Origin of the sequence: Rhodopirellula europaea 6C (genome assembly GCF_000338295.1) — a bacterium.
In the GTDB taxonomy this organism is placed as follows: domain Bacteria; phylum Planctomycetota; class Planctomycetia; order Pirellulales; family Pirellulaceae; genus Rhodopirellula; species Rhodopirellula europaea.
Window position 1 is genome coordinate 1 of sequence record NZ_ANMO01000033.1, and the last position, 616, is coordinate 616.

Below are 616 nucleotides of genomic sequence, written 5' to 3' on the forward strand. Positions count from 1 at the left end.
GCCGACGTTCTGAGTCGAGCTTTCACCACTGGCAGCATCCACCACCGTGTAGGTGAAGCTGTCGCTGCCGTTGAAGTCCGCACTTGGCGTGTAGGTGAAGCTGCCGTCACCGGCCATCAACACCGAACCATTGGAAGCTCCCGTAGCGATCGCGTAGCTGAGCGTGCCACCGCTGATCGTCGAGTCGTTACCGGCCACAGAATCGGTCAAGGCCGTGTCTTCATCGGTCGTGAACGCATCGTCGACTGCCGTCAGGTCAGCGACCGGGGTAACCGTCAGGGTGATCTCCTGAGTCTCCACGTTGCCCGCGTCATCGGTCACCGACACGGTAAAGGCGTCGGTGCCGTTGAAGTTGGCGGCCGGGATGTAACTCCAGGTGCCATCGGCACTGTTGATCGTCGCCGTGCCGTTGGACGCACCGTCACCCAGTTCGATCGTGAAGATCGGATCGGTCAAGCCATCGGCATCGGTCGCATCCAGGTCACCCGTGATGGCTGCCGCGTCTTCGGCACCCGTGCCGCTGGTGTCACCACCGAAGACGGTCGGGTCGTTGTCCGCGGTGACCGTCACGCTGATGACTTGGCTTTCAGTGTTGCCGTCCTCATCGGTCACTTCG

The 616-nt window shown here is 61.9% G+C and carries 1 protein-coding gene; it reads right to left on the reverse strand.

What is annotated here, in order from left to right; translation table 11 throughout:
• Positions 1–616 (reverse strand): cadherin-like domain-containing protein (locus tag RE6C_RS03340; RefSeq protein ID WP_008653853.1); only part of this gene is annotated, 616 nt, incomplete at both ends.